The sequence below is a fragment of the Paeniglutamicibacter cryotolerans genome, assembly GCF_014190875.1.
Classification (GTDB): domain Bacteria; phylum Actinomycetota; class Actinomycetes; order Actinomycetales; family Micrococcaceae; genus Paeniglutamicibacter; species Paeniglutamicibacter cryotolerans.
In genome coordinates this window covers 2,158,052-2,183,512 of the sequence record NZ_JACHVS010000001.1, presented here as the reverse complement: position 1 = coordinate 2,183,512, position 25,461 = coordinate 2,158,052, and the positions used below count along the sequence as shown (strand labels likewise).

Annotated in this window: 26 protein-coding genes; 11 read left to right on the top strand and 15 right to left on the bottom strand. The window is 65.7% G+C overall.

Annotation, left to right across the window (positions count from 1 at the left end; translation table 11 throughout):
• Positions 1–106 precede the first annotated feature (106 nt).
• The 3 genes from E9229_RS10120 to E9229_RS10110 all read right to left on the bottom strand — a co-directional run bounded on the left by E9229_RS10120 (position 107) and on the right by E9229_RS10110 (position 3,815).
• On the bottom strand, positions 107–1,192 hold the full coding sequence (locus tag E9229_RS10120; protein ID WP_246380461.1) for a BMP family lipoprotein: 1,086 nt from the start codon (positions 1,190–1,192) through the stop codon (positions 107–109).
• A 227-nt stretch (positions 1,193–1,419) separates the two neighbouring features.
• Positions 1,420–2,577 (bottom strand): amidohydrolase, encoded by a 1,158-nt coding sequence (locus E9229_RS10115; RefSeq protein WP_246380460.1) that lies wholly within the window; start codon positions 2,575–2,577, stop codon positions 1,420–1,422.
• A 125-nt stretch (positions 2,578–2,702) separates the two neighbouring features.
• Entirely contained in the window at positions 2,703–3,815 is a 1,113-nt protein-coding gene (locus E9229_RS10110; RefSeq protein ID WP_183511075.1) for a mannose-1-phosphate guanylyltransferase, read from the bottom strand.
• 265 nt (positions 3,816–4,080) lie between these two features.
• On the opposite strand from E9229_RS10110, the gene sdhC reads away from it, so the two are divergent.
• The 4 genes from sdhC to E9229_RS10090 all read left to right on the top strand — a co-directional run bounded on the left by sdhC (position 4,081) and on the right by E9229_RS10090 (position 7,569).
• Complete coding sequence (sdhC, locus tag E9229_RS10105; RefSeq protein ID WP_312855660.1) at positions 4,081–4,461, top strand: succinate dehydrogenase, cytochrome b556 subunit; 381 nt, start codon at positions 4,081–4,083, stop codon at positions 4,459–4,461.
• A gap of 3 nt (positions 4,462–4,464) precedes the next feature.
• Complete coding sequence (locus E9229_RS10100) at positions 4,465–4,932, top strand: succinate dehydrogenase hydrophobic membrane anchor subunit (RefSeq protein WP_183511073.1); 468 nt, start codon at positions 4,465–4,467, stop codon at positions 4,930–4,932.
• Between the two features lie 67 nt (positions 4,933–4,999).
• Positions 5,000–6,787, top strand: coding sequence for a succinate dehydrogenase flavoprotein subunit (sdhA, locus tag E9229_RS10095; protein WP_183511071.1), 1,788 nt, complete (start codon positions 5,000–5,002; stop codon positions 6,785–6,787).
• Positions 6,787–7,569: a succinate dehydrogenase iron-sulfur subunit gene (locus tag E9229_RS10090; RefSeq protein WP_183511070.1), complete on the top strand. Its 783-nt coding sequence runs from the start codon at positions 6,787–6,789 to the stop codon at positions 7,567–7,569. The genes sdhA and E9229_RS10090 overlap by 1 nt, the downstream gene beginning before the upstream one ends.
• Positions 7,570–7,736: 167 nt before the next feature.
• Here E9229_RS10090 and E9229_RS10085 read toward each other — a convergent pair whose 3' ends face one another.
• The 6 genes from E9229_RS10085 to E9229_RS10060 form a co-directional block, all read right to left on the bottom strand.
• Complete coding sequence (locus E9229_RS10085) at positions 7,737–8,810, bottom strand: YihY/virulence factor BrkB family protein (RefSeq protein WP_183511069.1); 1,074 nt, start codon at positions 8,808–8,810, stop codon at positions 7,737–7,739.
• Positions 8,785–9,363, bottom strand: coding sequence for a 2'-5' RNA ligase family protein (locus tag E9229_RS10080; protein ID WP_183511068.1), 579 nt, complete (start codon positions 9,361–9,363; stop codon positions 8,785–8,787). Before E9229_RS10080 ends, E9229_RS10085 begins: the two co-directional genes overlap by 26 nt.
• Before the next feature lie 3 nt (positions 9,364–9,366).
• Positions 9,367–10,395 (bottom strand): tryptophan--tRNA ligase, encoded by a 1,029-nt coding sequence (gene trpS / locus E9229_RS10075; RefSeq protein ID WP_183511067.1) that lies wholly within the window; start codon positions 10,393–10,395, stop codon positions 9,367–9,369.
• Positions 10,396–10,409: 14 nt separating this feature from the next.
• On the bottom strand, positions 10,410–11,249 hold the full coding sequence (locus E9229_RS10070) for an exodeoxyribonuclease III (protein WP_407671331.1): 840 nt from the start codon (positions 11,247–11,249) through the stop codon (positions 10,410–10,412).
• Positions 11,250–11,312: 63 nt separating this feature from the next.
• Positions 11,313–11,834: a hypothetical protein gene (locus E9229_RS10065; RefSeq protein WP_183511065.1), complete on the bottom strand. Its 522-nt coding sequence runs from the start codon at positions 11,832–11,834 to the stop codon at positions 11,313–11,315.
• Between the two features lie 75 nt (positions 11,835–11,909).
• Positions 11,910–12,557 (bottom strand): GAP family protein, encoded by a 648-nt coding sequence (locus E9229_RS10060; protein WP_281369574.1) that lies wholly within the window; start codon positions 12,555–12,557, stop codon positions 11,910–11,912.
• A gap of 257 nt (positions 12,558–12,814) precedes the next feature.
• Between E9229_RS10060 and E9229_RS19850 the strand changes: the two genes are divergently transcribed.
• The 3 genes from E9229_RS19850 to E9229_RS10045 all read left to right on the top strand — a co-directional run bounded on the left by E9229_RS19850 (position 12,815) and on the right by E9229_RS10045 (position 15,945).
• Positions 12,815–14,032, top strand: a complete 1,218-nt coding sequence (locus E9229_RS19850) for a sensor histidine kinase (RefSeq protein ID WP_183511062.1) — start codon at positions 12,815–12,817, stop codon at positions 14,030–14,032.
• A gap of 151 nt (positions 14,033–14,183) precedes the next feature.
• A complete protein-coding gene (locus tag E9229_RS10050) occupies positions 14,184–14,669 on the top strand; it encodes a response regulator transcription factor (protein WP_312855659.1) in 486 nt (161 codons plus the stop codon).
• Positions 14,670–14,703: 34 nt separating this feature from the next.
• The gene (locus E9229_RS10045; RefSeq protein ID WP_183511061.1) at positions 14,704–15,945 is read left to right on the top strand and encodes an MFS transporter; all 1,242 of its coding nucleotides are present in this window, start codon (positions 14,704–14,706) and stop codon (positions 15,943–15,945) included.
• Here the strand turns inward: E9229_RS10045 and E9229_RS20080 are convergent.
• From E9229_RS20080 to E9229_RS10020, 5 genes are all read right to left on the bottom strand, one after another.
• Positions 15,935–16,096, bottom strand: coding sequence for a VOC family protein (locus E9229_RS20080; protein WP_407671362.1), 162 nt, complete (start codon positions 16,094–16,096; stop codon positions 15,935–15,937). The genes E9229_RS10045 and E9229_RS20080 overlap by 11 nt on opposite strands.
• Before the next feature lie 159 nt (positions 16,097–16,255).
• Positions 16,256–17,086 (bottom strand): ABC transporter permease, encoded by an 831-nt coding sequence (locus E9229_RS10035; protein ID WP_183511059.1) that lies wholly within the window; start codon positions 17,084–17,086, stop codon positions 16,256–16,258.
• A gap of 4 nt (positions 17,087–17,090) precedes the next feature.
• The gene (locus E9229_RS10030) at positions 17,091–17,954 is read right to left on the bottom strand and encodes an ABC transporter permease (protein WP_246380459.1); all 864 of its coding nucleotides are present in this window, start codon (positions 17,952–17,954) and stop codon (positions 17,091–17,093) included.
• Positions 17,947–18,888, bottom strand: coding sequence for an ABC transporter ATP-binding protein (locus E9229_RS10025; RefSeq protein WP_183511058.1), 942 nt, complete (start codon positions 18,886–18,888; stop codon positions 17,947–17,949). The genes E9229_RS10030 and E9229_RS10025 overlap by 8 nt, the downstream gene beginning before the upstream one ends.
• Before the next feature lie 44 nt (positions 18,889–18,932).
• Positions 18,933–19,853 (bottom strand): LysR substrate-binding domain-containing protein, encoded by a 921-nt coding sequence (locus tag E9229_RS10020; protein WP_246380458.1) that lies wholly within the window; start codon positions 19,851–19,853, stop codon positions 18,933–18,935.
• Between the two features lie 120 nt (positions 19,854–19,973).
• Here E9229_RS10020 and E9229_RS10015 point away from each other — a divergent pair, with 120 nt between their 5' ends.
• The 3 genes from E9229_RS10015 to E9229_RS10005 all read left to right on the top strand — a co-directional run bounded on the left by E9229_RS10015 (position 19,974) and on the right by E9229_RS10005 (position 22,931).
• Positions 19,974–21,275 (top strand): cytochrome P450, encoded by a 1,302-nt coding sequence (locus tag E9229_RS10015; protein WP_246380457.1) that lies wholly within the window; start codon positions 19,974–19,976, stop codon positions 21,273–21,275.
• Between the two features lie 73 nt (positions 21,276–21,348).
• Positions 21,349–21,672: a 2Fe-2S iron-sulfur cluster-binding protein gene (locus tag E9229_RS10010; protein WP_183511057.1), complete on the top strand. Its 324-nt coding sequence runs from the start codon at positions 21,349–21,351 to the stop codon at positions 21,670–21,672.
• A 5-nt stretch (positions 21,673–21,677) separates the two neighbouring features.
• Positions 21,678–22,931 (top strand): NAD(P)/FAD-dependent oxidoreductase, encoded by a 1,254-nt coding sequence (locus E9229_RS10005; RefSeq protein ID WP_183511056.1) that lies wholly within the window; start codon positions 21,678–21,680, stop codon positions 22,929–22,931.
• On the opposite strand, the gene E9229_RS10000 is transcribed toward E9229_RS10005, so the two are convergent.
• The gene (locus tag E9229_RS10000) at positions 22,928–23,863 is read right to left on the bottom strand and encodes a LysR substrate-binding domain-containing protein (protein ID WP_183511055.1); all 936 of its coding nucleotides are present in this window, start codon (positions 23,861–23,863) and stop codon (positions 22,928–22,930) included. The genes E9229_RS10005 and E9229_RS10000 overlap by 4 nt on opposite strands.
• A gap of 176 nt (positions 23,864–24,039) precedes the next feature.
• On the opposite strand from E9229_RS10000, the gene E9229_RS09995 reads away from it, so the two are divergent.
• On the top strand, positions 24,040–25,443 hold the full coding sequence (locus tag E9229_RS09995; RefSeq protein WP_183511054.1) for an MFS transporter: 1,404 nt from the start codon (positions 24,040–24,042) through the stop codon (positions 25,441–25,443).
• The last annotated feature ends 18 nt before the right edge of the window (positions 25,444–25,461 follow it).

Sequence of the window (25,461 nt, the reverse complement as noted above, 5' to 3'; positions counted from 1 at the left end):
AGGTTGGGAAGCGATATTGTTCTTCGTTGCTGGGTGGGGATGGATCGGCCGTGGCCGGGAGGGGAGGCATCCCCGTCCCGGCCACGGCCGTCCATCGTTCCCTCGGCTAGGAGCCGGAGGATACCTTGATCTTGCCGGCGATGATGTCGGCCTTCAGCGCATCGACCTCGGCCTGCAGGTCAGCAGGGACCTTGTCGGCGAAGTTGTGGAACGGAGCCATGGCGACGCCGCCGTTGGCGAGCGTGCCAACGTAGGCCTCGGACTTGAACGTCCCCTTCAGGCCCATGTCGATGGACTCCTCAACGGTCTTGCCCATTTCCTTCATGACGGAGGTCAGGACGACGTCCTTGCCGTTTTTGGCGTATTCGAAGCCGTCGGTGTCTACCCAGACGACTGCATCGGTGTCGGAGGAGGACTCGTTGACCGCGTCAACGGCGACCTGGCCCAGCGGGCCGGCGACCGGCATGATGACGTCAACGCCGTCGGCAATCATGTTGTCGGCGATCTGACGTGCCTTCACGGTGTTGGTGAAGTCGTTGACGAATGACTTCGAGGTGCCCCAGCCGACGACCTGGACGTCCTTGTTCTTGACCTCGTTGAAGTGCTTGACACCCTGCAGGAAGCCATCCATGAAGATGGTCACGGGCGGGATCTCGGCACCGCCGAAGGTACCGACCTTGCCGGTCTTCGTGTAGGCAGCTGCCGAGTAGCCGGCCAGGAAGGCAGCTTCATCAGTGTTGTAGCTCAGCGAACGGAGGTTTGCCGGCATGGTCTCGTAACCGAAGTCGACGATGGCGAAGTCGACCTTCGGGTACTTCTTCGCCGCCTCGAGCGTGGCGTCGCCGATCTTGAATCCGGCGGTGGCGATGATGTTGCAGCCAGCGCTGACCATCGACTCGATGTTCGGCTTCATATCGGTCGACGAGGTCGACTCGGCCGAGTTGATCTTCACGCCGAGATCGGCCTTGGCGCGCAACAGGCCCTCGTAGGAGGCCTGGTTGAATGACTTGTCGTCGAAACCGCCCTCATCGGAGACCATGCAGGCCGTGTAGTCGACTGTCGGGGCCTGGCTGGCAGCGTCGGGCTTGGCTTCCGGTGCGGCACCGCAGCCGGAGAGCACGAGTGCGGAGGCGCCGAGGATGGCGGCAGCCATAGTGCCCTTGCGCGTGATCGATTTAAGGGAATTCTTCAAGGTTCCTCCAGATACGAATGATGACCATTGCATTCGCGCCCGAGTGTCCGCAGGATTGCTCTGTTTTCGTCGCGAAGCGTCGACACCGATTTGTGAAACGGTTGTAACGACAACCCATATCCTAAACGTGATCGAAACAAACTGACACCCCGACCTCCGGAACTCCCCGCGCAACGGCCTCCACGGGCCTGCCGACCCGCTTCCGTTTCCACAGGTAGGAAGATGGTTTACCGCCGGACGTCCCCGTCCTGAAGCTGCGCGATGGCCCGCAGTGATGCGGCGGCCATCACAGTGACGCCCGTAACAATAGACCGCTCGTCGGGAATGTAATCTCCGCGGTGCAGGTCGTAGGTCTCCCCTCCCGGGGTGCGGGTGCCCAGACGCAGCATCGAACCGGGAACCTTGTTCGTCATCCAGGCGAAGTCCTCCCCGCCCATGGACTGAGGGGTGAGCACTATTGCGGCCGAACCGATCTCGGCACGCGCGGAATCCTCAATCAGGTCCGTCTCGGATTCGGTGTTGATCACCGGCGGCACACCACGGGTATGCTCGAGCTTCACCTCGACGCCGTACGGGGCCGCCACCTGGCGAACCACCTCGTCGAGCAGGTCCCCGGCACCGGCCCAGGCCTCGCCATCGAGGCAGCGCATGGTCCCGGCGAGGTAGCCGGCGGCGGGAATGGCATTCGGCGCGCTACCGGCGTGGATCTGGCCCCAGACCACCGAGACGGCCGAACGCACGTCGATCCGCCGACCCAGCACGGCCGGGACGTTGATGGCGATCTGCGAGAGCGCGAAGACCATGTCCTCGGTCAGGTGCGGCCGCGAGGTGTGTCCGCCGCGGCCGACCAGTTCGATCTTGATGGTGTCGGAGGCGGAAGTGATGGCGCCGATGCGGGTGCCGATGCTGCCGACATCGATGCGCGGTTCGCAATGCAGGGCCAGGATGCGAGGAACCTCGTCCAGCACGCCCTGGGCGATCACCGAGAGGGCCCCGCCGGGCATGGTCTCCTCGGCGGGCTGGAAGATCACGCGGACGCGGCCGGTCAGCATGCCGTCGTCGAGCATGGACTTGAGCGCGAGCGCGACGCCGATCATCACCGTGGTGTGAATGTCGTGGCCGCAGGCGTGGCAGACGCCCTCGTTGGTGGAGGCGTAGTCGAGCCCGGTTTCCTCGAGGATCGGCAGCGCATCGATATCCGCGCGGAGCGCCAGGGCTATCGGGCCCGCCCCGATGTCGACGAAGGCGCCCGTTCCCTCGAGCAGCACCGGCTCCAGTCCGGACTCCCGCAGCGTGGAGGCGATGAGCGCCGTGGTGCGGTGCTCATGGAAGGACAGTTCGGGGTTTGCATGCACATCGCGCCGGAACGCTAGAAGCCGTTCCATGAGCGGGGCCACCCAGGGCGCCACCGAAGGGATCTGCTGTGTTTTTCCTGAAGTCGTCTGCACACTCAAAACACTACTGCGCCCGGTTACCGCCCGCCTGTTTGTAACCCCCATGTGTCGCGGGGCTACAGGACGTCGATGTCGCCGGAGGCCTTGAGGTGTTCCACTGCCTTCTTGACCGACTGCGCGTGGTCCTTGGTGGTGACCAGCAAGGCGTCAGGGGTATCGACGATGACCACGTCCTGGATGCCGATCAGCGCAATCACCCGCTTGGTGTCGCTGACCACGATGCCCGAGGCATCATCGGAGTAGACGCGGGCCCCATCCCCCATGACGGTGATCCCGGTGGATTCGGAGGCCGGGTTCAACCGGCCGATGGCGGCGAAGTCCCCGACGTCGTCCCAGTTGAAGACCCCCGGAATCACGGCGACGTCTCCGGCGGCGGCGGCGGGCTCGGCCACCGCGTAATCGATGGCCGTCTTCGGCAGAGTCGGCCAGATCCGGGCCTTGACCTCGTCCCGCTCGGGGGTGTCCCAGGCGGCAGCGATTTCCTGCAGGCCGTCGTGCAAGGCCGGTTCGTTCCGTGCCAGGTGCTCGAGCATCAGCGACACCGGGGCCACGAACATGCCGGCGTTCCACAGGTAGTCGCCGCTGGCCAGATATCCGCGAGCCGTGTCCTCGCTGGGCTTTTCGACGAATTCGACCACGTCGCGGGCGGAAGGGGCCCCGTCGACCTCCAGCTTCGCACCCGTGCGGATGTAACCGAACCCGGACGAGGGAAGGGTCGGGCGGATGCCGATGGTCACGATCTTGCCCGTTGCCGCCGTGGCGATGGCCTCGCGGACGGCGTCCTGGAACACCTCGACCGGGCCGATCACCTGGTCCGCGGCGAACGAGCCCATGATCAGGTCAGGATTCCTGCGGTGCAGGATGGCCGCTGCAAGGCCGATCGCCGCAGCCGAGTCCTTGGGCTCGGATTCCAGAACCAGGTCCTCATCGGCCAGTTCGGGAAGCTGCGCCAGCACCGCGGTGCGGTGGGCCATCCCGGTCACGACCATGATCCGGTCACCGGTCAGTGGAATCATCCGCTCATACGTGGCACGGATCAGGGTGGAACCCGAGCCGGTCAGGTCGTGAAGGAATTTGGGGGCTGCTGCCCGGGACAGCGGCCACAGCCGGGTACCGACGCCGCCTGCGGGAATGACGCCGTAGAAGCGAGCCAGAATTTCTGCGTTCATTTGACCAAGGCTAATCCACATTCCCGAAACCAGGACCCTTCGCCGCTCCCTTATTAGGTCACTTCCATCTGATCTATTACGGACTTGATGCCTGATAATCCGCGAGTCTTGGGCATGTCCGGTGACGCTACTCACAACCATGGGGCTAAAGCAGGACGGGGGCTGATGATGTGGTCTAAACTCGGGCAAGGAACGCTCGCGCACCGGCGTCAATTCTTTGTGTGGAAAACTCACAAACGCCCTGCGAAGCATGGAGGTTAATTCAGTGTCGAAGACTTCGTCAGGCACCCTCTACCGCGGCCGCGAAGGCATGTGGTCTTGGGTGGGACACCGCGTAACAGGTGTCGTTATTTTCTTGTTCCTGTTGGTCCATGTGCTCGATACGTCACTGGTGCGCATGTCGCCCGGTGCCTACGACGCAGTTATTGGCACCTACAAGAACCCCTTAATGGCGCTGGGCGAAACCGCCCTAGTCGCCGCCATCGTCTTCCACGCCTTCAACGGCCTGCGACTGATCCTGGTGGACTTCTGGAAGCGGGGGCCCAAATACCACCGTCAGATCCTGTGGGGCGTCCTTGCCCTCTGGATCATCACGATGGCTGCTTTCGCCATCCGCCACCTTTCCCTCGCCTTCGGAGGTCACTAAGCCATGGCAAACACAGAAATCCAAGCTCCGCGTTCGGGACGCATCGACCCGAAGTACAACCGTGCCAAGACCAGCCGCGGCAGCTTCGAAATGCTCGCCTGGCTCTTCATGCGCCTTTCCGGCGTCGCACTTGTTGTCCTGATCTTCGGGCACCTGTTCGCGAACCTAATGGTCGGCGACGGCATCAATGGCCTCGACTTCGGCTTCGTTGCCGGCAAGTGGGCGGACCCGGTCTGGCAGTTCTGGGACCTGGCCTTGCTGTGGCTGGCAATGCTGCACGGCACCAATGGCATTCGTACGATCATCAACGACTACGCGGAGAAGGCACTCACCCGTGTCTGGCTTAAGGGCATCCTCTACGTGGCTACGGCTGTAATCATCGTGCTGGGCACCCTGGTGATCTTCACCTTTGATCCGTGCTTGGTGGACGCCAACAACGTCCCGCTGCCCGGCGCCATCTGCCACGCATAAGTAGCCAGGGGCACCGGCTTGCCGCCGGGAATCAGTATTTAGAGCATTCAGAGAGAGAGCATCCAGCATGCAGGTACACAAGTACGACGTCGTTATCGTCGGCGCTGGCGGAGCCGGAATGCGCGCCGCCATCGAATCCGGCCAGCGCGCACGTACGGCCGTGCTCACCAAGCTTTACCCGACGCGTTCGCACACCGGTGCGGCACAGGGTGGCATGTGTGCGGCATTGGCCAACGTCGAGGAAGACAACTGGGAATGGCACACCTTTGACACGATCAAGGGCGGCGATTACCTAGTTGATCAGGACGCAGCCGAGATCATGGCCAAGGAAGCCATCGACGCCGTCCTCGACTTGGAAAAGATGGGTCTGCCGTTCAACCGCACACCCGAGGGCAAGATCGACCAGCGCCGCTTCGGCGGGCACACCCGTGACCACGGCAAGGCCGCCGTGCGCCGCGCCTGCTACGCAGCGGACCGCACCGGCCACATGATCCTGCAGACGCTGTACCAAAACTGCGTTAAGCACAACGTCGAGTTCTACAACGAGTACTACGTGCTCGACCTGCTCATGGTTGAGGAGGATGCCTTCCGCGAGGACGGCACCGCCTACAAGCAGAAGCGCGTCGCGGGCGTCGTTTCCTACGACCTCGCCACGGGCGAACTTCACGTCTTCCAGGCCAAGTCCGTCATCTTCGCCTCCGGCGGAGCCGGAAAGGTCTTCAAGACCACGTCCAACGCGCACACCCTCACCGGTGACGGCATGGGCATCGCCTTCCGCAACGGCATCCCGCTGGAAGACATGGAGTTCTTCCAGTTCCACCCGACCGGCCTCGCCGGCTTGGGCATCCTGCTCACCGAGGGCGCACGTGGTGAAGGCGCCATCTTGCGCAACTCCGAGGGCGAGCGCTTCATGGAGCGCTACGCACCGACCATCAAGGACCTGGCGCCGCGTGACATCGTCGCCCGTGCCATGGCCAACGAAGTCCGCGAGGGACGTGGTTGCGGCCCCAAGAAGGACTATGTCCTCCTTGACCTTACGCACCTGGAGCCGGCGCACATCGAAGCCAAGCTCCCGGACATCACCGAGTTCGCCCGCACCTATTTGGGTGTGGAACCGTTCACGGATCCGGTGCCTGTCTACCCGACCGCGCACTACGCCATGGGCGGCATTCCGACCAATATCGATACCCAGGTCCTGCAGGACAACGACACGATCATCCCGGGCCTGTTCGCGGCCGGTGAAGTCGCCTGCGTTTCGGTGCACGGATCCAACCGGCTTGGCACCAACTCGCTGCTTGACATCAATGTGTTCGGCAAGCGTGCCGGTGTTTCGGCGGCAAAGTACGCATTAGGCGCCGACTTCGTCGAGCTCCCGGAAGATCCCGAGGCGTTCACGATCAATCAGATCTCCTCGATGCTTACTTCCACCGGAACCGAGCGGGTGGCCCCCATCCGTGCGGAACTGCAGGAGGTCATGGACGCTAATGTGCAGGTTTTCCGTGACGAGAAGTCCCTGAACGAAGCACTCGAGGTCATCGAGGCGCTGCGCGTTCGGTACAAGAACGTCTCGGTTCAGGACAAGGGCAAGCGTTTCAACCTGGACCTGCTCGAAGCCATTGAGCTGGGCTTCCTGCTGGACATGGCCGAGGTCATGACCACCGCTGCAATGCACCGCAAGGAATCCCGTGGCGGGCACTACCGCGAGGACTACCCGGATCGCGACGATGAGAACTTCATGAAGCACTCCATGTGCTACAAGGACGATTCGGCAACCACAGAGGGCATCTCCGGCATCCGCATGGAGACCAAGCCCGTTATCTTTACCCGTTACCAGCCGATGGAGCGTAAGTACTAATGAGCACGGAACTTCCGGAACCAGCCTCAAAGATCACATTGAAGCCGGGTGTGGGCGGCGGCGGAGAAATCCAGCAGTTCAACATCACCCTGCGTGTCCGCCGGTACCTGCCGGAGACCACAGCCGACGCCTACTGGGAAGACTTTGAGCTGACCATGTACGGCACCGACCGAGTGTTGGATGCCCTGCACAAGGTCAAGTGGGAGCACGATGGCTCGCTGTCGTTCCGCCGCTCCTGCGCCCACGGCGTCTGCGGCTCCGATGCCATGCGCATCAACGGCCGCAACCGCCTGGCCTGCAAGACCCTGCTCAAGGACCTGGACCACTCCAAGCCGATCACCGTTGAAGCCATCAAGGGCCTGCCCCTTGAAAAGGACCTGATCGTCGACATGGAGCCGTTCTTCCAGTCTTACCGCGAGATCATGCCGTTCCTGGTGAACAAGGACCACGAGCCCTCCACGGAGCGCTACCAGTCGGCAGAGGACCACGCCAAATTCGAGGACACCACCAAGTGCATCCTCTGCGCCGCGTGCACCTCCTCCTGCCCGGTGTTCTGGACCGATGGCCAGTATTTCGGCCCGGCCGCGATCGTCAACGCCCACCGTTTCATCTTCGATTCGCGCGATGATGCAGGGGACATGCGTCTGGAGATCCTCAACGACAAGGAAGGCGTGTGGCGCTGCCGCACCACCTTCAACTGCACCGAAGCATGCCCGCGTGGCATCCAGGTCACCCAGGCCATCGCCGAGGTCAAGCAGGCCATCCTGGCCCGCTCGATCTAAGGAGAGAGCCGCCCGAGGGGCGTCGTTCCAACTGCCGGCCTTCCGGCAGCTGGAACGATGCCCTTCGCTGATTAAAGCGCAGGTCCGGTCCGAGATCCACGGCCGCAGGCAGTCCCTCGGTTCGCCCCGGGGAGAAATGTTCTAGGCGTCGTTGGGGCGCGGAGGGTTCAGGCCTTGGCGTGCTTCAGGTCGGCCGACATGACGGCTCCGACGGCGGCACAGGCCAGGTAGACCTGGCTGAGCAGGAAGAACCAAACGAACAGGCCCAGGATCACCGCAAAGGGCGCCAACACCGGGTTGCTGGTGAGGCTTCCCAGCAACAACGCGGAAAAGTAGCGCAGCACGCTGGCACCCAGGCCGGAGGCGATGGCCAGCGTCCACAACACCTTCTTGGGCATCCGCACCCGGGAGGCGACCCTGAACAGGACCATGCTGACGGCCACGTCCAGCAGCAGCATCACCACGAGCGAGACCAGCCGGGTCGTGGCCCAGGAGATCTCGACGCCGACCTCGATGACACCGGCCAGGCGTTCAAGCACCGAGGTGCTCGCAATGCCCAGCACGCTGGTGGCCAACAGTGCCACCGCGAGAATGCCCAGCGTGCCCAGGTCACGCAGCTTGGAGACGATGGGGTTGGTTCGGTCACGGGCCAGTCCGAGCACCGTCCTGATGCCCTCGCGGATTCCGGTGATCCAGCCCAGGGAGGTGATCAGCAGGGCGGCCAGCGAAATGATCAGGGTCGGGCCGATGCGGGTGCTGCCCAGCAGCTGCTCGGGAGTGGCGAGCCCGCCTTCACCGGTATTCAGCAGGCCGGGGACGCCATCGGCCACGATGTCGATGATCCCGTCGCTCAGCACGGGATTTCCCGCGGCGAAGATGCCCAGGATGGCGAACCCGGCCACCAGCATCGCAGCGATGGAGAAGAACATCCGGTAGGCGCAACCAGCGGCCAGCAGCGGCCCGCGGCGCCTGACGTAGAGGTTCCAGACCCGCATCGGGAACAGCCGTGCGACCACGGCTATGCTCCAGCTAAACAGGGCGGAGACGACCGCGGAGGTGCCCGCGCCATTGCGTCGGGTCAGCTCCAGTTGCAGGCCGAGTTGATGGCAGCGCTCCCCGAGCGCCGCGCGGTCCAGCGGATTGGGCGGGGGCAGGGACGGGGCCGCCACGAAACGGCGTGCCCTGATTCCCGGCGCCCGGGTACCAGGTTCGGGCTCAGCCCTGCGGGTCGTCCGAGCCAAGGCGCAGCTCCTCGCTCAGGGACCAGTTCCCGGCCTCGTCATGGTCGAAGAGGCCGATGGACTCGACCGTGAATTCGTCGTCGAACCCGGACAGCTGCTCCGCCGCCCGGTTCATGTCCGCCTCGGGCAGGTCGTGGGCGATGGTGACATGCGGGTGGTACGGGAACTCCTGGTCGTGGGCCAGCGGCCCGGACTGCAGCTCGTGGTGCAGCTTCGCACAGTCTTCCGCGCCGGAGACCACGTTCAGGAAGACCACTGGGGAGACCGGTCGAAAGCTGCCGGTTCCGCGTAGGCGCACGGTGAACGGAGCCGATGCCGCCGCCACGGAGCGCACGTGGGCCGCGGCCGGCTCCCACTCACTGGTCGCATTCCCGCTGACCAGGGTGATGTGCGGAGGGATCACCAAGGCATCCGGACCGCCGAAGTCCCGACGCCAGGCGTCGATTTCGGCGCTGAGCGCCGGGGGAAGCGAAATCACCACGCCCAGGCACTGCTGATGACCCCCCTCGGGGGAACCCCACGGGGAGATGCCATCGCCCTGGATATGGCGCATGGCCTAGCGGACCCCGCCGGTCTGCTGCAGGAAACCGATATTTGCGTAGACGGCTTCGAGGGTCTTGGACGCGGTCTCACGGGCCTTCTCGGCACCACGGGCCAGCAGCCGATCCAGCTCGGCCGGATCGTCGAGCAGCTCGAGCGTGCGGGCCCGGATCGGGGTGAGTCGCTCGACCACTGCATCGGCGACGGCAACCTTCAAGTGCCCGTACATCTTGCCCTCGAAGCCGGAGACAAGCTCCGGAATCGGGGTTCCACTGACGGCCGCGAGGATCTCGAGCAGGTTGGTGACGCCGGGCTTGTTTTCACGGTCGTGCGCAATCACCGTGTCGGCGTCGGTGACGGCGGACTTGATCCGCTTGGCCACCGTCTTGGGATCGTCCATGATGTTGATCAGCCCGTTGGGGCTCGAGGCGGACTTTGACATCTTCGATGTCGGGTTCTGCAGATCGTAGATCCGTGCGCCCTCCTTCTGGATGAACGCCTGCGGCACTGTGAACGTCTGCCCGAAGCGGTGGTTGAAACGGGTTGCGAGGTCTCGGGCCAGCTCGACGTGCTGGCGCTGGTCGTCGCCCACCGGCACTCCTTGCGGCTGGTAGAGCAGGATGTCCGCGGCCATCAGCACAGGGTACGTGAACAGCCCGACGCTTGCCGTATCGGCACCGCCCTTGGCGCTCTTGTCCTTGTACTGGGTCATCCGGGACGCCTCGCCGAAACCGGTGATGCAGTTCAGCACCCAGGCCAGCTGTGCGTGCTCGGGCACGTGCGACTGCACGAAGAGCGTGGATTTCTCCACGTCGATGCCGCCGGCCAGGTACTGGGCGGCCGTCATCCGGGTGCGCATCCGCAGGTGCGCCGGATCCTGCGGCACCGTGATGGCGTGCATATCCGGGATGAAGAAGAACGAGTCGTATTCGTCCTGGGCCCTGACCCAGTTGACCAGCGCACCGAGGTAGTTGCCCAGGTGCAGCGAGTCAGCCGATGGCTGCATGCCCGAGAGGACGCGGGGGCGGGTGGTTGTTTCACTCATGAAGCGGCAATCCTTTAGAACTGGTAGTCGACGACCAGCGGAGCGTGGTCGGAGAAGCGCACGTCGTACGACGAGGCGCGGTCAACGACTGATTTGGTGGCGAGGGCGGCGAGGTCAGGTGTGGCCATGTGGTAGTCGATGCGCCAGCCGGAGTCGTTGTCGAAGGCCTGCCCCCGCCACGACCACCAGGTGAAGGGGCCGTCTACCGGCCCGGCCAGTTCCCGGGCCACGTCCTTGAAGCCGATCTCCTCACCGAAGAAGCGGTCGAAGTAGGCACGTTCCTCGGGCAGGAAGCCCGAGCGCTTCACGTTGCCCTTCCAATTCTTGATGTCCAGGGTGGTGTGCCCGACGTTCAGGTCACCGACGACCAGCGTGTGGTCGGAGTCCGCGACCATGGCCGGAAGGCGTTCGATCATGGTATCCAGGAAGCGGTACTTGTCCACCTGCTTGGGCGTGTCGACCTCGCCGGAGTGCACGTAGGCGGAGACGATGGTCAGCTTCCGCCCGCCGGCCACAGCGAAGTCGGCCTCGACCCAGCGGCCCGTGGTTTCGAAGTACTCGTCACCAATGTGCGAACGGGTGGCCAGCGGTTCGGCGCGCGAGGCGATGGCCACGCCGGCGCGGCCCTTGTCCTTGGCTTCGGCATGCAGGATGTTCCAGCCCCCGCCAATCAGCTCGCGCAGGATCGCATCCGGTGCGCGGACCTCCTGCAGGGCCAGCACGTCGATGTCCCTGGCGGCGATCCAGTCGGCCATGCCTCGCTTATAGGCGGCACGAATGCCGTTGACGTTCACCGAGGCTACGCGCAGCGCGCCATCGGCCTTGTTCAGAATTTCTTCGGCAACAGGTATCACGGCATCCACCTTACCCATAGTTGGTTCGCGTTCGCCCGGCGCACGCCGCCGGTGGGGCTTGAGCTAGTTGATGACCTCGCCGGAGAGCGTCGGGCCCTGGCCGGGGGGCTTCATCATCGAACGGGCGTTCGCCGCAGTGATCTCGATGGTTTCCAGTGCGCGGTCCACCATCCCGGCGGCTTCCTCGCCCTCCCGCGGGCGGTATTCGTTCACGACGCCGACCTGCACCTGGATGATCTTGAACGAGTGGTCGAGCTTCAGGTCACGGTTACGCGTCGCCTCGTCGATGACGAGGGTCTGCACCGGGGCCTCTCCCGCGCGGGGTGCAGCGGCCGCGGTAGCGGCCTTGAGCTGCTCGGTCACCTTGCGTGCGCCGCGGCGCAGACCCAGCACCAGGAAGGCGGAGAGCAGCAGCCAGCCCAGCGAGATGACGGCGACGAACCAGCCGACCACCTCGTTGGAGTTCGCGGCGAACACGACTGCCACCAGGAACACGGTGACCATGACGGCCAGCGAAAGCGTGGAGGCGTTGATGGTGATCTTCTTGCTCTGCGCGGAGTCGGGGGTCTTGCCAAGGGAGTTCATGCCAACCATTATCTCAAACCGGGACGTCGGCGGCGAAACGGCAAACCGGCATTCAGCCGCCAGCGGAGCATCCGCTCATTTGAAGGGGTTCCAGAGAGCATCGGGGAAGAGGAAGCCCAGTCCCCAGCGCATCGCCAGGAAGCCCGCAATGCCCACCACCCACCACAGTGCCTCCCCCGAGGCCCGCACCACGAAAACCGCCATGGCCCGCAGCGGGGCATCGAGTCGCCGCCCGGCCACCCGCCCCATGACCAGCAGCGCCAGCGCCGGGACGAGCATCACCAGGGCGTATCCGGCCAGCGCCAGCGCGGATGCCGTAAACGGTAGCGGTGAGGCGATCAGGATGCCGATCGCACCGAGGTAGGGCAACATCGTGGGAAGTTCCAGGAGCCCGGCTGCCAGCGCAAGTGCCACCACACCCAAACGGGACCCCAGTGCCGTGTTGATCCTCCGATCCCAGACGGCCTCCGCCCGGGAGGCACCGGACTGCCCACGCACCGACGCTCCCCCGGCTTCCCCGGCGTGCACCGGTGCCCGCTTTTCGGCCGGACGCTGCATCACCGCCCACAGCAGCATTCCAGCCCCGGCCAGCAGCGCCGCCCAGCGCGGGGCCGGATTCCCGACCCCCGACAGGTCGGCGGCGATCAGCGGGTCGGGCAGCACCCCGGCACCGCCAAGCACCATCAGTCCGACGCCCAGGTAAAAGGCGCCGAGCACCGCCAGATAGGTCAGGACCAGGCCGGCATTGACCCGGGATCCGGCACGCAGCAGCTACAACGGAATCAGCAGGGTTCCGATGCTTGTCGCGTCGATCAAGGCAAGCACGGCGAGCTGGAGCAGCAGGTTCGGGGTCATGCTTCCAGCCTGCCGGCGGGCGGGACCGGCGCGTCGGGCATCAGGAGGATCGGAGGGTCATCCCTTAGTACCATCAGGGCGTGCCACCCTTGGCAGAATGCACTTGTGGCATCAGGATTAGGGATGTGAGCGACAAGGCGATGAACCCCGCACCGGGACACGGGCATGCGGTACGCAGGATCCACACCGACGACCTGCTGCTTGCGACCGGCTATGGCGCCGTGACGTTGCTGTTGTTCGCGGTCGGGCTGGCCGGAAGCAACGACCTGATAGTCCCGGCATTGGGCCCCTGGTGGCCGGTGCTGCTGGTCGCCGGATGTGCCAGCGTTGCCCTGCGCCAGCGGAACACGCCCCTGATGGCTGTGATCTGCGCGATCAGCGGGGTCCTGTTGTTCCTGGCCGGGAACGTCGCGGCATTTTTCATGTTCTTCGAGGTGGTTTTCGCGCTGGTGCTCTTCGGGACCGATGTCGTTGCCCGCAACGCCTCCCGGCTGGCCCTGGCCATCGGGGCGGTCCTGACACTGTCCACCTACCTGGTCAGCGGTTCGGCACCCATCACCGTCATGGCGGGCCTCGTGTGCGCCATGACCCTGTTGATGCCCGCCGAGTGGGCCTTGAACATCCGCAATGCCCGGGCGCTGGCCCGCAGCGAAGTTTCCCGCGCCTCTGCCCGGCGCGATGCGGCCGAACAGCGGGCCGCGGCCGAACGCGCCGACGCGGAGCTGCGCCTTGAACGCGAACGCCGGCACATGGCCGGAGAACTGCACGATGTGGTGGCGGCCCGGCTGGCTGCCATTGCGCTGCAGTCCGGTGCCGCGTTGTCGTTGCCGGGCGCCAACGCGCCGCTCGCCCGGATCCGCACCGAGGCGGTCGCCGGCCTGGAGGACCTGAACAACATGATCAGGCTGCTCCGGGACGGGTCCATCAGGGCCCCGGACGGACGGCTCGAGGCGCTCGCGGCGCTCGTCGAGTCCTTCGCCGCCGCTGCCCCGGGCATCGGCTTCAGCAACCTGCTGCCCGCTGGCGGGACGTCACTGCCCCACGCCACCCAGAACCTGCTCTACCGGGCGGTGAACGAGGCGCTGCTGAACGCGTCCCGGCATGCCCCGGGCATGGAGCTGGAGATCGAGCTCCACGAGATTGCCACCGGCCTTCGGCTGCGCGCCACCAATCCGCTGTGCCTTCCGGAGGAACCGGCTGCCGCTTCCGGGACGGGGACCGGGCTTGCCTCGATGGCGGCCCGGGCCGCCTCCCTCGGCGGAACGCTGGAGGCGGCGGCCACCGGTTCGCATTTCATCTTGGTCTTGGAGATCCCGCACCAGGCCGCGACGGAAGCAGCATGAGCGGTCGGGCGACCAGCGTGCTGCTGGTCGATGACCATGCGGCGATTCGGCTGGGCCTGTGCATGGTGCTCGAGGGCGATGCGGCGCTTCGGGTTTCCGGACAAGCCGCCGACGGGCGCAGTGCCCTGACGTGGTGTTGGTGGACCTGCGCATGCCAGTCATGGACGGTGTCGAGGCCACCCGGGCCATCGTCGCCGAGAACTTGTCCAGCGTCCTGATCCTGACCACGTTCGATCACGACGACCACCTCTTCGGCGCCCTGGCCGCCGGCGCCGCCGGTTTCCTACTCAAGAGCGCCGAACCCCGGGAGATCACTGCTGCGGTACGCCGGGTCGCCGCCGGTGACCAGGTCATTTCCCCGGCGGTGACGGCCCGCGTCGTGGCGGCGGCGCTGGCCGGAGGCCCTCCGGTGGCCACCGCCGGCCGGGAGGCGGCGTTGGCGAGGCTGACCGGACGCGAGGCCCAGGTGCTCGGGTGCCTCGGCGATGGGTTGAGCAACCACGCCATCTCGCGGACGCTGGGCATCTCCGAAACCACGGTGAAGACCCATGTCTCCCGGGTGCTGGCCACGCTCTCGCTGTCCTCGCGGGTCCAAGCCGCCTTGTTCATCAGCGCCGATCGGGACTACACGAATTGAGGGATCCGGGCGCCAGCCCCCTAGCCTTGGTGGCATGAACAACACCCCATCCGAAGCCACGGCCGAGGCCTTGGCCGGGAGCCCCGGCCCAACCCGGCTCTGGACGCGGGATTTCATCCTGGCCTGCATCTCGAACATCTTCATGTTCTTCAACGTGCACCTGTTCCTGGCCACGTTCGCCACCTACGCGATGGGGCGTTTCCTGGTCGGTGACGCGCTCGGCGGAGCCTCGGCGAGCATCTTCATCATCGGGGCGCTGGCGGCAAGGTTGACCGCCGGCCCGCTGATGGCCCGCTTCAACCTCAAGGCGCTGGCCGTGATCGGGTTCGCTGCCTTCGCCATGATCCCGCCGTTCTACCCGATGATCGAATCGATCGGGCCGCTGCTGGCCCTGCGCGTCGTCCACGGCATGACCTTCGGGGTGGCCAGCTCCGTCATCGCCACACTGGCCGTCTCCCGCATTCCGGGACACCGGCTCGGCGAGGGTACCGCCTACTATGCTTCTTCCACGCTGCTGGGCGTCGCGGCGGGCCCGTTCGTGGGCCTGCTGCTCCTGGGTGGATTCTCCTTCGACACGGTGGTCTGGGTCGCCGTGGCCAGCTCGCTGGCCGGACTGCTGCTGATTCTGCCCGTCGCGGTGCCTGATCTGCGCCCGGCCGCCGGCAACACGGCCGCCCCGGCCCGTGGGTGGTCGCGGCTGCTTGAACCCACGGCGTTGCCGATGGCGCTAATCGGCGCCCTGTTCACGCTCGGCTACGCGGGCATCGTGACGTTCATGGGCAGCTTCGCCGCCGAACGCTCGCTGGGTTCCGCAGCCTCCTTCTTCTTCCTCGCCTACGCCGTAGCCGTCCTGATCTCGCGGCCGGTGACCGGGCCATTGATGGACCGCCGCGGCTACAACGTCGTGATGATCCCGGCCTTCGTGTTCTTTGCCGGCGGCCTGCTGCTGCTCTCGCAGTCCCAGGCGGCTCCGCTGCTGTTCGCTGCCGCGCTCCTGATCGGCCTGGGTCAGGGCAACCTGCTCTCGGCCGGGCAAACCATAGCGATCTCCCGGGTTCCACGGAACAAGCTGGGCATGGGCACCTCGACGTTCTTCCTGGGCATCGACCTGGGCATGGGCCTGGGTCCGGTGCTCATCGGTGTGGTGGTGCAGTTCGCTGGCATCGGAGCGACCTACGGCTACCTAGGCATCTACGCACTGGTGCTGCTCGGGATCTACTGGTGGGTCCAGGGCCGCAGGCTCTCCCCTGCCGCCCAGGGACCGCTTACCAACTGACCAGGCACAACGGATGCGAAGCGGGATCCAGGTAGGCCCGGAAGCCGGCACCGCCATGATTGGCCGGCCGCGCCCCCAGTGCCAGCACCTGCACCGCGGCCGGATCCATGTCCCTCACCTTGATCTCCAGGTGCGACTGATGCGGCTGCAGGTGCCCCGGCCATCCGGGCGCTAGATGGGAGTCCGCGCGCGAAGGCGATGCCCGGGCCGGTCAGCCGCGTCACCGATCACCGATCACCAGCCAGCCATCACGACACGATCCTCCTGATCACTGAGCCACACGGGGTACGGGCCAAGCCTGCTCCCTGCGTCATTTCAGGAACAGGGCACGAAGCCGGGTGGTGGTCAGCACCATGCCCACGGCGATCATCAGCACGAAGTAGCCCACGTGCACCAGCGTCATCCAGCCGAACGCCCCGACGCCGAGCTGACGCAGCAACTCCACCCCGTGCCAGAGCGGAAGCCCCTGGATGACCCACTGGATCCACTGCGGGTACACGCTCAGCGGATAGAACGTGGCGGAGAACAGGAACATCGGCAGCATGAAGAAGTTGATCCAGTCCATCTGCTGGAACGTCTTCATGAAGCTGGTGACGCCCATGCCGATCGAGGCGAAGCCGAAGGCGATCAGCACCGAGGCCGGGATCATCAGCAACGCCCACCAGGTACCGATCAGCCCCATCGCCCACATCACCGTGGTGAATCCGGTCGCGTAGATCATTCCGCGCAGCAGGGCCAGGAAGATCTCTCCCAACGCCACGTCCAGTGGGCCCAACGAGGTATAGAGCATGTTCTGGTAGAGCTTGGCGAAGTTCATTTTAAAGAAGACATTCCAGGTGGAGTCGTACACCGCTCCGTTCATCGCCGAAACGGCCAGCAAGGCCGGGGCGATGTATGCGGCATAGGAGACCGGAGTGCCGCCGGGTCCCTCCACGGTTCCCACCAGGGCGCCCAGTCCGATGCCCAGCGAGAACAGGTACAGCACCGGTTCGATGAACCCCGAAGCCATCACGGCCCAGTTGCTGGTCCTGGTGGCCAGCAACCCCCGGGAAATCACCGCGCGCGCGTTGCGGGCATAGAGCCCGGCCAGCGGACGCGTGTCCCCGTTCAGGAGCAGGTCGGCATCCCGTACTTGGCTCATCTGTTCAACCTTCCAAGCGCCGACTGTAGATCCGCCGGGCCATGATCAAACCGGCCCCGGCCGTCAGCACTAGGAAGAGCACGTGCACGGCGCTCAGCCAGAGCGGCTCGGACATCGAGTAGCTCAGCACCCGGCCCAGCGAGGTACCGTGCCAGATAGGGGAGATCCAGCCGATCCACCGCAGGAAGACCGGTAGCGTCTGCAGCGGGAAGAACGTCCCGGAGAACAGGAACAACGGCATCACCACGAAGCGCTGGACCATGGCGAATTGGCCGCGGTCCTCGGTGATCGATGCGGCATAGGCCATCAGCGGCAACCCGAACGCCATCCCGGTCAGCGTCGCCGTGAACACGCTGAGCACCGCCCAACCGCTGGGGACGGCACCGAATGCGGCAACGATGCCCAGGTAGACGGCCGATTGGACGAAGATCCGCAGGGTAACGGCCAGCGCGTGGCCCTGGCAGATCTGTGCTGAGGAAATCGGCGAGGCCAGCGGACCGTAGTAGGTCCGCCGCCACTTGAAGCCGCTGGAGACCGGGTAGCTGAACTCCTCCGCGGCCGTCATCACGGCGGCCGAGGCCAGCAGAGCCGGGACGATGAATACCAGGTAGCCCACCGAGCCGAAGGCACCGGGCGAGTTCGCATCGACCAGCGTGGCCAGCCCGACGCCCATCGCAAAGAGGTACATCAGCGGGTTGCCGATCGAGTACGCGATGATCACATCGAGGTAGCCGCGCATTCCCCGCAGGTACTGCTCGGCCACGAACCAGGTCCCCAGGGCCCGTGCCTTAGCGGCACTCGTCGCCGGCCCATGGGCCGCCGGCACCCCGTTTCCCAGCCGCCGGGCCACCCCCCGCTGCTCATTCAATGAGGCTCCTTCCGGTCAGCCGCAGGAACACGTCTTCCAGTGAGGACCGGCGCACCAGCGAGGTGAGAGGCACCAACCCGCGCCCGGCCACGGCATCGAGTGCCGCCTCGGCATCGTCGGCATAGATCAGTACCCGGTCCGGCAGTTCCTCGCAGCGCTCGCCGATCCCCTGCAGGGTCCTGGCCGCCGCGTGGTTGTGTTCGGTGCCGAAGCGCAGCTCGAGCACCTCGCGGGTGGAATGGGCCCGGATCAGCGCGGCGGGCGAGCCCTCTGCCATGATCCGGCCCTTGTCCACGACGATCAGCCGGTCGCAGAGCTGCTCCGCCTCGTCCATGTGGTGGGTGGTGAGCACCAGGGTGACGCCTCGTTCCTTGAGCCGGAACAGCCGGTCCCAGAGGATGTGCCGCGCCTGCGGGTCAAGGCCGGTGGTGGGTTCGTCGAGCAGCAGGAGCTTCGGGTCGTTGATCAGCGAACGCGCAATGGTCAGCCGGCGCTTCATTCCCCCGGAGAGGTCGTCGACCCGGGATTTGGCCTTGTCGACAAGCTGGGCGAACTCGAGAAGCTCATCGGCCTTGGGCCGCAGGTAGCTCAGCGGCAGCCCGAAGTAGCGCCCGTAGACGATGAGGTTGTCGCGCACCCGCAGTTCCTCGTCGAGGTTGTCCTGCTGCGGGACCACGCCCAGGTGGGCCCGGACCTCGGGACCCTGCAGCTCGGGGTCCAGCCCCATGATGCTCAGCGAGCCGGAGGTGCGCTGGGAGACGCCCCCGATCATCCGCATGGTGGTCGACTTGCCGGCGCCGTTGGGCCCGAGCAGGCCGAAGGATTCCCCGGCCGGGACCTCGAAGGAGATGCCGTCCACGGCCGTGATGTCCCCGAACCTCTTGGTGAGGCCCTGGGCGGAGATGACGATGGGGCGCGAAGTGGCTTGGGTCACACCTGAACACTACAGCGCTCCAAGTGATTGACACAACTCAATCATTAGACCGATGGTGCCGCACGACCGGACCCATGCAGGCGTTCGGCGAGCGCCAGCATGGCCTCGGCGGCGCCGGAAAGCCGAGTGCTTTCGGGCCACACCATGGACACCGGAACATGCCGGATGGCCGGATGAATCGGAAGCACCACCAGGGGCCGCCCCTCGTAGCTCACGTCCCCCGCCGGGCGCTGAACCAGGATGGCGTAGCCCATCCCCCGGGCGACCATGGAGCGGGTGACCTCGAAGTCGGTGGTACGGAAGCGGATCCACGGCTCCAACCCGGCCGCGCTGAACATCATCTCGGTGTTTTCGCGGCTGGGGTTCACGTCGAGCAGGATCATCGGTTCGCTCACCAGCTCAGCCAGCGCCACCCTGCTGTGCCCGGCCAGCCGGTGGTCCGCGGGCAGCACCACCGAGGGCACCGAGTCCATGAGCTTTCGCTTGGCCACGCCCGCCGGAACGGCCAGGTCGTAGGCAATGGCGACGTCCAATTCCCCGGAGAGCAGCATCCGATGGATCTCCGCCTGCGTTCCCGCGTGGAACTCGATGTCCACCCGCGGATGCTCGGCAGTGAATTCTGCCAGCAGTCCGGTCAGCAGCGTGGGGGCAAGCGAGGAGTAACACCCGACCACCAGCCGCCCGCGCAGCTCGGTGCCGGCGCTGCCGGCCAGGGTCTGCAGGTCGTTCGCCGAGCTGAGCAGGCTGCGGGCCTGGGACAGCACGTACCCCCCTGAGGGGGTGAGGGTGACACCGTGGGCCTTGCGCCTGATGGTGAGCTGGGCTCCGAAGATCCGCTCGAGCTCGTTCAACGCCCCGGTGACGGCCGAGGGAGAGAGCATCAGGGCTTGCGCGGCGGCGGCAATGGAGCCGTGTTCCCCGACGGCCACGAAGCACTCAAGCTGCCGCAGGGTGTAGCGGGCCATATAAACACTCCTGAGCCGTGGATATAACGCTAAAACATACACTTTACCCGAGGTTATGCGAGCGGTCACACTGTTAAGCAGGCCCAGTCACAGCATTCGTCCACAGGAGGACCACCCGCCATGAGCAACCAGCCGAACACCGCCACCGGATGCCCGTTCACCGGGGAACTGCCCAGCGACCCCGCCGAGCTCGCCGCGCTGATGTCCACCGTTCCGGCAACCCACGCCACCGATGCGCCGCCGGCCCCGGGCATCGAAGCCCCGGTTGCCGACTGGGTCACCATCGAGGACCTGGTCCGCGACCCGTTCCCGATCTACCGCCGCATGCGCGAAGAGGCGCCGGTGCACTGGGTCCCGGCCGTCAACCGCTACATGGTGACCTCCTACGCCGCCTGCCATGAGATCGAGCAGGACGAGGCAACCTATTCGGCCGATGAGCGCAACTCGCTGATGAAGCGTTCAATGGGCCACTCCATGCTGCGCAAGGACAACCCGAAGCACCAGGTGGACCGCGATGCCTACGGAGCCACGCTGCGCCCCGGAACCATCAAGAAGCACTGGAACGCGATCTTCGAGGCAAACAACGAGAGGTACCTCGGCGAGCTGCTGGCCAAGGGCCCGGGCTCCGACTTCGTCTGGGACTACGCCGCCCCCTACACCGGCGAGAACCTGCGCATGGTCATGGGCTTCAAGAACGCCACCCAGCAGGACCTGCAGCGCTGGAGCCAGACGCTGATCGACGGAACCGGAAACTACGCAGACGATCCCGAGGTCTGGGCCACCGCCGCCGCCTCCTCCGACGAGGTCGACACCGCTGTCGACGAGATGCTCTCCCACTACGTCGGCAACCCGGACCACTCGCTGCTCTCGGGCCTGGCCTCGATGCCGATTCCGCTGGAGGCGATCCGCGCCAACATCAAGATGACCATCGGTGGTGGGCTGAACGAACCGCGCGACGTGCTGGCAACCACCGTCTGGGCGCTGCTGAACAACCCGGAGCAACTCGCCGCGGTCAAGGCGGAGCCGCGGCTGCACTCGGTGGCCTTCGAGGAATCGGTGCGCTGGGTGGCCCCGATCGGCATGTACCCGCGCGAAACCACCCGCGACACCGTCCTGGGCGGCGTGGCGCTTCCGAAGGGCGCGCGCCTGGGCGTCGTTCTCGGCGCGGCAAACCGCGACCCCGACGTCTTCGAGGACCCGGAGGCCTTCAACATCTTCCGCCCGAAGAAGGCGCACCTGGGCTTCGGCGGCGGCGTGCACTTCTGCGCCGGCACCTGGATTGCCCGGGCACAGGTCGCCCAGGTGGCCATGCCCTCCGTCTTCGAGAAGCTGCCCCATCTGCGCCTTGACCCGAGCTCCGAGACCACCGATGCCGGCTGGGTCTTCCGCGGCATGACCAGGATGCCGGTCCTCTGGGGCTAGCGCCCCCGGGTTCAAGCCCCACGCCAACCACCTCTTTCACCATCCCCGCTCCACCGCAGAAGGAACACCAACCATGCCTACCGTCACCTTTGTCCAGTCCACCGGCGAATCCATCGAAGTAGCTGTCGCCGAGGGCACCTCGCTCATGCGCGCGGCAGTCACCAACGGCATCGACGGCATCGTGGGCGAATGCGGCGGCCAGGCCATGTGCGCGACCTGCCACGTCTTCGTCCGCCCGGAATATGCCGGCGCGCTTCCCCCCGTCAGCGACGACGAGGACGAGATGCTTGACTGCACCACCTCCGAGCGCACCGAGGCGTCGCGCCTGGGCTGCCAGGTCAAGGTCTCCGCCGAGCTGCCGAGCATCGTGGTCGACGTTCCAGCGGACCAGGTCTAAGCGCCATGGACAGCACTGCCGCACACGAACCAGTCGTCATCATCGGTGGCGGCCAGGCCGGCATCCAGGTCGCCGATTCGCTGCGAGCCGAGGGCTTCGCCGGATCCATCACCATCGTCAACGACGAGCCGGGCAACCCCTACCAGCGTCCGCCGCTGTCCAAGGACTACCTCGCGGTGGACGCACCCGCCGAACCCCTGCCACTGCGGGGTGCCGAGTTCTTCGCCGACAAGGACATCGTGCTGCTGCAGGACACCTCAGCCGCGGCCGTCGACACGGTCGCCCGCCGCGTCACCCTGAGCGACGGAAACACCCTGGCCTACGGCCACCTGGTCTTCGCCACCGGTGCGACCAACCGCGCCCTGCCCTGTCCGGGTGCCTCGCTGCCGGGAGTGCATGCGCTGCGTTCGCTTTCCGACGCCGAGGCGCTGCAGGAGGCACTGGCCGAAGCACGCAATGTCGTGGTCATCGGGGCCGGATTCATCGGCTTGGAATTCGCCGCCGGCGCCCGAGCGCGCGGCCTGCGGGTCACCGTGCTGGAATTCGCCCCGCGTCCCATGGGCCGCGCGCTTTCGAGCACGATGTCGGACTGGTTCACCGCCCGGCATCTGGCCGATGGCATCGACCTGCGCCTGAATGAGGGCGTCGCGGCCATCCACGAAGACGGGGCCGGCCTCAGCGTCGAGTCCACCACCGGGGCGCGCTACGCCGCCGATCTGGTGCTGTACGGCGTGGGCGTCACTCCCCGCACCGAACTGGCCGAGTCGGCGGGGCTGCCGCTGGAGAACGGGATAGTCGTTGACCAGTCCCTGCGCACGTCGGTGGAGGGTGTCCTTGCCGTCGGCGACTGCGCCTCGTTCCCCAACATCCACACCGGCGCCCGGACCCGGCTCGAATCGGTGCAGAACGCCACCGACCAGGGCCGGCATGCGGCACGCAGCATCCTGGGGGCTTCCGCTCCCTACACCGATACCCCGTGGTTCTGGAGCACGCAAGGCCCCATCCGGTTGCAGATCGCCGGCATCTCGGCACCCGGGGACCATCCGGTGCTGCTCGGGGATCCGAGCGGAGGAAAGTTCTCCATCGCGCTGCTCCGCGCCGGCGTGCTGGCGGCCGTGGAATCGGTCAACGCGCCGGCGGACCACATTTCGGCGCGCAAGATCGTGGGGCTGGGACTCGTCGTGAGTCCCGAGGCCCTCACTGCCCCGGGATTCAACCTCAAGGCATTCGCCAAGGAGGCCTTGGCCACCCCGGCTTAGCTCAAGGCCCAGTCCCGGTCGGCGGCCCAGGCGCCGGCCATGACGACTCCGGCATGATCCAGCAGCGCACTGGCCCGGGGGCTCAATTCGGAGCCCTCGGGCCAGATCGCGACCACGGCGCTGGGGCTGTTCGGGGGTCGAAGCGGCCGCACTGCCAGCGGAAGCCCCTCCACGGTGAGTCCGGGGTTGTTCGGCCTGGCCATCAGCAGCCCGTAGCCCAGTCCGCGCCCGACCATGGCCCCGACCATGATCAGCTGCGGAAAGGAACCTGCAATGTTCGGCCGCAGCCCGGCATCGGCAAAGAGCCGTTCGGTGTTCGCTGTGCTGGGGCTGGATTCGTACATCATCAACGGCTCCTTCTCCAGCTCCCACAGCGAGATGCTGTCCTGCGCCGCCAGCGGATGATCCGGATGCAGGATGACTTCCAACTGGGTGTCGTACAAGGTGTGCTTGGTCAAGCCGGTGGGCAGCAGCAAGTCGTAGACCAAGGCCACGTCCAGTTGGCCGGAAAGCAGGGCAGGTAGCAGGTCGTCGTGGGAACCCACGCGCACCGAGACATCGACATGCGGATGCAGCGCGGGAAACCCCTCGAGTACCGAGGGCACCACGTGGCCCGCGAATGAAGCAAAGCATCCGAAGTTCACCGGGCCACGCAGCTCGCCTCCGCCCCGCGGGAACGAGTCCGCCAGTTCCCGGGCTCCGGCCACCACCTTGCGCGCCTTCTCGGCGAAGTACAGGCCCGCCGTGGTCATCTGCACCCCGTGGGCCTTGCGCCTGATGCACAACTGTTCTCCCACCAGCTTCTCCACGGCGGTAATCGCCTGGGAGAGCGCCGATTCGGAAATGCTCAGTTCCGCCGCAGCCGATCCCAATGTCGAGTGCCGCGGCAGTTCGGAGAGCAGTTCAAGCTGCCTCAGGGAGAAATCAGCCATTCTTCAGTCCAATCAAACAAGTTCCACCAAATAAAGAAGTTTACCTAATCATTGTGGCATGGAACACTTGTCGATGTCGCGCCTTACAGCCACCCCTTTGTAACGCGCAAACTCCCATTTACGGCGAACATCTTCACTCCGCCAGAGAAATCCAGACCTGCTCGACGAGGAGCATCATGAGTACAGCCCCAACCCAGACCGCAACCCAGCGCGCCAACCAGCGCCGGGTCGCGTTCGCCACAGTTATCGGCACCACCATCGAGTGGTACGACTTCTTCATCTACGCCACAGCGGCCGGCCTGATCTTCGCCGAGCTCTTCTTCAAGCCGGCGGGTGCCCAGATCGGCCTGCTGCTGTCCTTCGCCTCCGTCGGCATTTCCTTCCTCTTCCGCCCGCTGGGCGCGTTCCTGGCAGGCCACTACGGCGATAAGATCGGCCGCCGCGCCATGCTCGTGGTCACCCTGATCATGATGGGCGCGGCCACCACCCTGATCGGTGTCCTGCCGACCTACGCCACCGCCGGTGTCATGGCACCGATCCTGCTGCTGACCCTGCGTATCCTGCAGGGCATCTCGGCGGGCGGCGAATGGGGCGGCGCCGTCCTCATGGCCGTCGAGCACGCACCGAAGGACCGTCGCGGACGCGCTGGCGCCTTCCCGCAGCTGGGTGTCCCGCTGGGCATGCTGCTGGCCTCCGGCGTCATGGCAATCATGACCGGCCTGGTCTCCCCCGGCGACGCTTTCCTCGAATGGGGCTGGCGCGTTCCGTTCCTGCTCAGCATCGTGCTGATTGTTGTCGGCTACTTCATCCGCCGCGCCGTCGAGGAATCCCCGGTCTTCGAGGAAATGGCCGCCAAGAAGAAGCAGACCAAGGTTCCGGCCGCCGAGCTCTTCCGCAAGCACTGGATGCTTGTCGTCATTGCCGCTTTGGTTTTCGCCGGCAACAACGCCGCCGGATACATGACCACCGGCGGCTTCCTGCAGGCCTACATGACCAATCCCGAGGGCCCGGTCGGCTTCTCCAAGACCCAGGTCCTGGTCGCCGTCTCCTTCGGCGCCATCATGTGGTTCCTCACTACCCTGCTCTCGGGCTACCTGGCCGATAAGATCGGACGCAAGCGCACCTACATCATCGGGTTCGGCTCCCAGCTCCTGACCGTCTTCCCGCTCTTCTGGCTGGTCAACACCGGTGAGCTGGGCATGTTGTACGTCGCATTCGCCCTCTTCTCCGTAGGCCTGGGCTTCTCCTACGGCCCGCAGGCGGCACTCTACTCTGAGCTGTTCCCGGCCTCGGTACGTTTCTCCGGAGTCTCGATCTCCTACGCCTTGGGCGCCATCCTCGGCGGCGCCTTCGCTCCGATGATCGCCACGGCGCTGGTTCAGGCCACCGGCACCACCACGGCCGTCTCGTTCTACCTGTTCGGACTCACCCTGGTTTCCCTCGCGGCAATCAGCGTGCTCAAGGACCGTAGCGGCATCGACCTGTCGATCGAGAACCAGGCGGAGCAGGAAATCGGAGCGACGATCTTCGACAAGCGCCAGCTTCCGGCAGGCGTGAAGTCCAGCGTGCTCACCCGCTAATACCCGGGCAAACACGAA